Origin of the sequence: Lentzea sp. NPDC003310, from assembly GCF_040610935.1 — a bacterium.
Lineage (GTDB): Bacteria > Actinomycetota > Actinomycetes > Mycobacteriales > Pseudonocardiaceae > Lentzea.
Genome location: NZ_JBEXNC010000050.1, coordinates 1 through 2,487, shown reverse-complemented (window position 1 = coordinate 2,487; position 2,487 = coordinate 1). Strand labels below are relative to the sequence as shown.

Genomic DNA, 2,487 nt, shown 5'->3' with positions numbered 1-2,487 from the left:
CTCGCAGTCAAGCTCCCTTATGCCTTTACACTCTATGAATGATTTCCAACCATTCTGAGGGAACCTTTGAGCGCCTCCGTTACCTTTTAGGAGGCGACCGCCCCAGTCAAACTGCCCGCCTGACACTGTCTCCCACCACGATAAGTGGTGCGGGTTAGAAAGCCAACACAGCTAGGGTAGTATCCCACCAACGCCTCCACGTAAGCTAGCGCTCACGTTTCAAAGGCTCCTACCTATCCTGTACAAGCTGTGCCGAATTTCAATATCAGGCTACAGTAAAGCTCCACGGGGTCTTTCCGTCCTGTCGCGGGTAACCTGCATCTTCACAGGTACTATGATTTCACCGAGTCTCTCGTTGAGACAGTGCCCAAATCGTTACGCCTTTCGTGCGGGTCGGAACTTACCCGACAAGGAATTTCGCTACCTTAGGACCGTTATAGTTACGGCCGCCGTTTACTGGGGCTTCGATTCGTAGCTTCGCAGAAGCTAACCACTCCTCTTAACCTTCCAGCACCGGGCAGGCGTCAGCCCCTATACATCACCTTACGGTTTAGCAGAGACCTGTGTTTTTGATAAACAGTCGCTTGGGCCTATTCACTGCGGCTCTTCTGGGCGTGAACCCTAAAGAGCACCCCTTCTCCCGAAGTTACGGGGTCATTTTGCCGAGTTCCTTAACGAGAGTTCGCTCGCTCACCTTAGAATTCTCATCTTGACTACCTGTGTCGGTTTGCGGTACGGGCACCTGTTATCTATCTAGAGGCTTTTCTCGGCAGTGTGAAATCAACGACTCGAGGAAACAATTTCCTCTCCCCATCACAGCTCAGCCTTATGAGTGCCGGATTTGCCTAACACTCAGCCTTACTGCTTGGACGTGCACTCCAACAGCACGCTTCGCCTATCCTACTGCGTCCCCCCATCGATTAAAACGATACTAGGTGGTACAGGAATATCAACCTGTTATCCATCGCCTACGCCTGTCGGCCTCAGCTTAGGACCCGACTAACCCAGAGCGGACGAGCCTTCCTCTGGAAACCTTAGTCAATCGGTGGACGGGATTCTCACCCGTCTTTCGCTACTCACACCGGCATTCTCACTTCTAAGCGCTCCACATGTCCTTGCGATCATGCTTCGACGCCCTTAGAACGCTCTCCTACCATTGTCCAAAGGACAATCCACAGCTTCGGTAATATGTTTAGCCCCGGTACATTTTCGGCGCAGTGTCACTCGACTAGTGAGCTATTACGCACTCTTTAAATGATGGCTGCTTCTAAGCCAACATCCTAGTTGTCTGGGCAACGCCACATCCTTTTCCACTTAACATATATTTTGGGACCTTAGCTGGTGGTCTGGGCTGTTTCCCTTTCGAACACGGACCTTATCACCCATGTTCTGACTCCCAAGTTAAATTAATTGGCATTCGGAGTTTGTCTGAATTCGGTAACCCGAGAGGGGCCCCTCGTCCAAACAGTGCTCTACCTCCAATAATCATCACTTGAGGCTAGCCCTAAAGCTATTTCGGAGAGAACCAGCTATCTCCAAGTTCGATTGGAATTTCTCCGCTACCCTCAGTTCATCCGCTCACTTTTCAACGTAAGTCGGTTCGGTCCTCCATTCAGTGTTACCTGAACTTCAACCTGACCAAGGGTAGATCACCTGGTTTCGGGTCTACGACCAAATACTCAACGCCCTATTCAGACTCGCTTTCGCTGCGGCTCCACATTTGCTGCTTAACCTTGCATCAGATCGTAACTCGCCGGTTCATTCTACAAAAGGCACGCCATCACCCATTAACGGGCTCTGACTACTTGTAAGCACACGGTTTCAAGTTCTCTTTCACTCCCCTTCCGGGGTACTTTTCACCTTTCCCTCACGGTACTGGTTCACTATCGGTCACTAGAGAGTATTTAGCCTTAGGAGATGGTCCTCCCAGATTCCGACGGAATTTCACGTGCTCCGTCGTACTCAGGATCCACTCAAGAGAGAATATGTTTTCGACTACAGGATTATTACCTTCTTTGATTCATCTTTCCAGATGATTCGTCTAACATGTTCTTTTGTAACTCCGTATAGAGTGTCCTACAACCCCAACAAGCAAGCTTGTTGGTTTGGGCTCTTCCCGTTTCGCTCGCCGCTACTCAGGGAATCGATTTTTCTTTCTCTTCCTCCGGGTACTAAGATGTTTCAGTTCTCCGGGTCTGCCTTCTGACATGCTATGAATTCACATGTCGATAACATGACATAACTCATGTTGGGTTCCCCCATTCGGAAATCTCTGGATCAACGCTTACTTACAGCTACCCAAAGCATATCGTCGTTAGTAACGTCCTTCATCGGTTTCTAGTGCCAAGGCATCCACCGTGCGCCCTTAATAACTTAATCTATGTTTCCACCATATTTTGAATTGTTATTCAAAATAAATAGCTAAAACTAGTTATTAATCTTGTGAGTGTTCTTTCGAACACTAGCGATTATTTATGAATTCAAGCT

General features: G+C 48.7%; 1 rRNA gene. It reads right to left on the bottom strand.

Annotation, left to right across the window (positions count from 1 at the left end):
* Positions 1-2,379: ribosomal RNA gene (locus ABZX02_RS43800) — 23S ribosomal RNA — on the bottom strand; the annotation flags it as partial.
* Positions 2,380-2,487 lie beyond the last annotated feature (108 nt).